Here is a 5,989-nt window from a genome sequence, read left to right as displayed (position 1 = left end):
GGCCGGTCCGGACTTCTTCGCGGGCCTGCATCTGCTGTTCGCCGGGGGCGTGCATGACGCCCGTTCCGCTGCGATGGTCGCAGCGGCGGCCGGGCCGCTCGCCGAGCGGGGCGCGAGCGTCGGCGTGCTGATGGGCACCGCGTACCTGTTCACCGCCGAGGCCGTCGCGTCCGGGGCGATCCTGCCGGGTTTCCAGCAGGCCGCTCTCGACTGCGAGCGCACCGTGCTGCTCGAGACCTCTCCCGGTCATGCCACCCGGTGCGTGGAGTCCGCGTACGTCCACACCTTTCTGGGCCGTCGCCGTGAGCTGATCGCCGCCGGCAACTCCCGCCAGCAGATGTGGGAGGAGCTCGAGGCGCTCAACCTCGGCCGGCTGCGGGTCGCGAGCAAGGGCCTGCGCCGTGAGGGCAGCAAGGTCGTCACAGTCGATCCCGCGACCCAGGCCCGGGACGGCATGTACATGATCGGACAGGTCGCCGCCCTGCGTTCGCGGCGGACGAGCATCGCCGAGCTGCATGACGAGGTCACCGCGCAGGCCACGGCCGGGCTCGCCGCCCGGTCCGCCGAGCCACGGCCCGCCGACAGGAGCGCGGCGCCCGACCGCCCGACCGCCCGGGCGCCCGGCATCGCGATCGTCGGGATGTCAGCGATCTTCCCGGACGCCCCGGACCTGGCCAGCTTCTGGGCGAACATCGTCGCCGGCAACGACGCCATCCGCGAGGTCCCGGCCGATCGCTGGGATGCCGAGGTCTACTACCACCCGGACGCGGTGCTCAGGGACGCTGGCCGCAGGACGCCGTCGAGATGGGGCGGTTTCCTCCCGCAGGTGCCGTTCGACGCGCTGGCCTACGGTATCCCGCCGAAGTCGCTGCGCAGTATCGAGACCAGCCAGCTCCTCGCGCTGGAGGTCGCCGCCCGCGCGCTGCGCGGCGCCGGGTACGACGTGGGCCAGAAGGACGTGGGCCAGAAGACCGCCGGCGAGAGTCGGGCGTTCGACCGCTCCCGCATGTCGGTGGTCTTCGGCACGGAGGCCGGGACGGATCTCTCCGGTGCCTACAGCTTCCGCTCCCTGTGGCCGGCGCTGCTCGGGGACCTGCCGGCCGAGCTGGAGGAGTTCCTGCCGGAGCTGGACGAGGACTCATTCCCGGGCATGCTCGCGAACGTCATCGCTGGCCGGGTCGCCAACCGGCTGGACCTCGGCGGGGTGAACTTCACCGTGGACGCGGCCTGCGCGTCGTCGCTCGCCGCCCTCGACGCCGCCTGCAAGGAGCTCGTCGCGGGCACCTCGGACATGGTGCTGTGCGGCGGCGTGGACACCCACGCGGGCGCCCACGACTTTCTGCTGTTCTCCTCCGTCCATGCGCTGTCTCCGGGCGGGCGGTGCCGCAGCTTCGACGCGGGCGCCGACGGCACCAGCCTCGGCGAGGGGGTGGCCGTCATCGTGCTCAAGCGGCTCGCGGACGCCGAACGGGACGGCGACCGGATCCACGCCGTCATCCGGGCCGTCGCCGGTTCCTCCGACGGGCGGGCCCTGGGGCTGACCGCGCCGCGCAAGGCCGGCCAGGTGCTCTCCCTGGAACGGGCCTACGGGCGGGCGGGGATCTCGCCCAGCGAGATCGGTCTGCTGGAGGCGCACGCGACCGGAACGGTCGTGGGGGACCGCACCGAGCTCGCCACCCTCACCGAGGTCTTCACCAACCACGGTGCGACGCCGGGCCAGTGCGCGGTGGGTTCGGTGAAGTCGCAGATCGGGCACACGAAGTGTGCGGCGGGCCTGGCCGGTCTGATCAAAATGGCCAAGGCCGTCGAGACCGGGGTGCGGCCGCCGACCCTGCACATCGAAACGCCGAACGCCTATTGGGACGCCGAGACCAGCCCGTTCTACTTTGACGACGTCGCCAGGCCGTGGGTTGCCCCGGCCGAGCGGTGCCACGCCGGTGTGTCGGCCTTCGGATTCGGCGGCACCAACTTCCACGTCGTGCTGTCCGCCTATGACGGCGGACCCGAGCCCGCCCACGGCCTCGACAGCTGGCCCGCGGAGTTGTTCGTCGTCCGCGGCACCGACCGGGCGGCGGCCACCCGGGCGCTGGACCGGCTGGCCGAGCTGATCGTCGCGAACGACGCGGCCGGACGGCCGTTCCGCCTGCGTGACCTCGCCTCCACCGTCTGCGCGGAACGCGGCGGCCCGGTCCAGCTCGCGTTCGTCGCCGACGACCTCGACGCGCTGCCCACCGCCATCGACCAGGCGCGCACGTTCACGTCGAACCCTCGGGCGGGTCTGTTCGTCCGGGACCAGGACGCGGATCCGGGTGCCACCGCGTTCCTCTTCCCCGGTCAGGGCAGTCAGCGGCCCGGCATGCTCGCCGACCTGTTCATCGCCTTCCCACGGCTGCGGTCCGTGCTGGACCTCGCCCCCCGGTGGGCGGATACGATGTTCCCGCCGGCGGCCTTCTCCCGGGAGCAGAAGGCCGCCCAGGCGGCCGCGATCACCGACACCCGTGCGGCCCAGCCGACGCTGGGGCTCGCCGGGCTTGCCGTCCACGACCTGCTGACCAGCCTCGGGGTGCGCTCGGACCACGTCGCCGGGCACTCCTACGGCGAACTGGTCGCGCTGTGCGCAGCCGGGGCGCTGGACCGGCGGGACCTCATCGGCCTGAGCGAGGCCCGTGCCGCGGCGATCCTGGCAGCCGCTGGCGACGACCCGGGCACGATGGCTGCGGTCTCCGCGTCGGTCGAGCAGGTCCGCGCCGCGCTCGACGGGGCCGTTACGGGTGGGGAGGCCGGACCGGGCCGGGTCGTCGTGGCCAACCACAACGCCCCGCGGCAGAGCGTGATCTCCGGGCCGACGGACGCCGTTGCCGCCGCCGTGGCGGCTCTCGGCCGGGCCGGCATCAGCGCCAAGCCGATCCCGGTCGCGTGCGCCTTCCACAGCCCGGTGGTGGCGGAAGCGGCGACGGCGCTGGCCGCCCGGCTCGATGAGGTCGAGGTCGAGGCGCCGACCCTGCCGGTCTGGTCCAACACGACCGCCGGGCCCTACCCCGGCAGCCCGGACGAGGTGCGGGCGACGCTCGCCGGTCAGGTGGCGGCGCCGGTCAGGTTCGTCGAGCAGATCGAGGCGATGTACGCCGCGGGGGTGCGGACCTTCGTCGAGGCCGGGCCCGGCCGCGTCTTGGCGCAACTCGCCGGCAGGATTCTGGCCGGTCGACCGCACCGGGTGGTGGCCACCGACGTCGCCGGCGAGCCGGGGCTGCGCCGGTTGCTGCTGGCCCTCGCCGAGCTTGCCGCCGTCGGCGTCGAGCTCGACCCCTCCGCGCTGTTCACCGGCCGCGACGCCCGGGTGGTCAGCGCGACGGACCTGCCGCGCCGTCCCGGCTGGCTCATCGACGGGGCCTATGTGCGCACGCCCGACGGCCGCTTCCTTCCTGGTGGGCTGCGGCCGCCGACCCGGCTGACGGCGCGGACGACGTCACCCGGGGTCGCATCCGTGCCCGAGATCGTCGGCGTGCGCGGGTTCGTCGAGGACACCGTGGCGCAGGCTCCCCCGTTCGACCGCGCCGGCGTAACCGACCACAGCGAGACGACCGACGACCCTGCGGCGGGGCCCGCCGGACTGGCCGAACTTGGAGGTGACGGACCGGTGGACGCCGTGGTGCTGGAGTTTCTGCGGACCACCCGGGCACTGGTCGCGGCGCAACGTGACGTCGTACTGGGCTACCTGGGCATCGACCCGACCGGCCTGGCCCGGCCCGGCCAGCTCTCCGAGGGGCAGCCGGCGGACCTTGTGCCGCCGCGGCCGGGGGTCGTGTCCGACGACGCGCCGGGCTTCGTGCCGCCGCGGCCGGGGGTCGTGTCCGACGACGCGCCGGACATGGCTGCCGCGAGTCGGGTGGTGCTGGACCGGGCCGCGGTGTCGGCCGCGGTGGTGGGGGTGATCGGGGAACAGACGGGTTATCCGGTGGAGATGCTGGAGCCTGATCTGGATCTTGAGGCCGACCTGTCGATCGACTCGATCAAGCGGACAGAGATTCTGGGGGAGCTGGCGCAGCGGCTGGGTCTGGTGGATGCCGGGTCGGGGGAGCTGGGCGAGGAGGTCGTCGAGGAGCTGGCGGCGATCAAGACCGTCCGCGGCATCGTCGACTGGATCGTCGCGTCGGTGGATCCGGATGCCGCCGGCGCGGCTGAACCAGCTGAACCAGCTGAACCAGCCGAGCCCGCCGGGCCCGGTCGGTCCGCCGGAGTCGCGAAGTCCGGGGGGCCGGCTCGACAGCCGCGATCCCGCTACGGCGGTTCGTTGTCGAACCGGAGATCGTCCCCGTGCCCTCGACCCCGGAGCCGGTCGGATGTGCCGGGTCGCTGGCCGGGGCCCGCTTCCTTCTCGTCGAGGGCGGCCTCGGGGTCGGACTCGAGCTCGCCACGTTGCTGGAGCAGGCGGGTGCCGAGGCCCGCATCCTCGCTGCCGACGACCGGGGCCTGGTCGGTCAGGTTCGAGCCGGCGCCGGCGCGGACGGCCTGGTGTGGATCGCCTCGATCGATCCCGGTGCCGGCAACCACGCCGTTCTTCCTGCCGCGTTCGCGGCACTGCGGGCCGCGGCCCTCGGCGGCAGCCGGCGGATGCTCGTCGCGACCGGGCACGGCGGGCGCTTCGGTCGCCCGTCGCCCCACGGCACCGGAGCGCTCGCCCCGGGCGACGCCGGGGACGAGGGGATCCAGCTGACCCCGGGGATGGGCCTCGCCGGCCTGGTGCGCACGATCGCCTGGGAGGTTCCCGACATCGCGGTCCGCCTCGTCGACGTCGAACCGAAGGACGAACCGCGTCGGATCGCCGAGAGCCTGCTCGTCGAGCTGCTCACCCCCGGCGGGCCGTCCGTGGTGGGTTACCGTGACGGGGTCCGCGCGACCCCGCGGATCCGGCCGGTGGAGCTGGGCGTCGCGGGCGACGTGGGCGCGGCGGGCTATGCGGGCGAACTGCCCGCCGAGCTTGGTCCCTCCTCGGTGGTGCTGCTCACCGGTGGCGCGCGGGGTATCACGGCGGCCGTCGCAGTGGAGCTCGCCCGGCGCAGCGGCTGCGCCATCGAGCTGATCGGGCGCACCCCACCGCCCACCGGACCGGAGGATCCGGTGACGGCGGATGCGCTCGACGCCCCGGCGCTGCGCCGCGCGCTTGTCGCCACCGGCGTCCGCCGGCCGGCCGAGATCGAGTCCCAGGTGGTCCGGTTGCTCGCCGAGCGGGAGGTGCGCACCACGCTGGAGGTCCTTGGTCGGCTGGCCTCGTCGGTGCGTTACCACGCGATGGACGTGCGTGACGGCGCCGCCGTTGCCTCGGTCGTGGCCGACGTCTACGCCCGCCACGGTCGCCTCGACGGCGTGGTGCACGGCGCGGGCATCCTGGCGGACCGACTCCTGCGGGACAAGACGCCCGAGTCGTTCGACCAGGTGTACCGAACGAAGATCGACGGTGCCCGGGCGCTGCTGGCGGCGCTGCGGGACGATGTCGGCTTCGTCGCCCTGTTCGGGAGTGTCGCGGACGTCTTCGGCAACCGCGGCCAGGTCGACTACGCCGCCGCGAACGACGCCCTGGACACGCTCGCCGCTGCCTGTGCGGGCCGCTTCGCCGGCCGGGTGGTCAGCGTCGACTGGGGTCCCTGGGAATCCGCGCGGGACTTCGTGGCACGGGCCGGCGGACCGGCCCCCGCGGTGGCCGGGGGCGCGGTGGCCGGTGTGACCGGCGGTGGGATGGTCTCCCCGGAGCTTGCCCGGGAGTACGCGCGCCGTGGCATCGGCCTGATCGATCCCGCCGACGGGGTGGCCGCCCTGCTGCGGGAGCTGGCCGCTCCGGCGGGCACGCCCGCGCAGGTCGTCTACATGTGCGCCTCGGTGGAGTCGTTCGATGCCTGAGCCCGGTGCCGGGCCGGGGGGGCGGTCGGCGTCGGGATCCCGGTCCGCGCCCGGGGGCGGTGCCCCACCCATCGCCCTGGTCGGGATGGCGGCG

Annotated in this window: 1 pseudogene; it reads left to right on the top strand. The window is 74.3% G+C overall.

Annotated elements, in window-relative coordinates:
* A pseudogene (locus AC08ON_RS03690) lies at nucleotides 1-5,895 on the top strand (SDR family NAD(P)-dependent oxidoreductase); the annotation flags it as partial.
* Nucleotides 5,896-5,989 lie beyond the last annotated feature (94 nt).

The sequence above is a fragment of the Frankia sp. CoWAU3 genome, assembly GCF_977971855.1.
The sequence above is the reverse complement of the archived record's forward strand: the minus strand, read 5'-3'. Positions and strand labels throughout refer to the sequence as shown.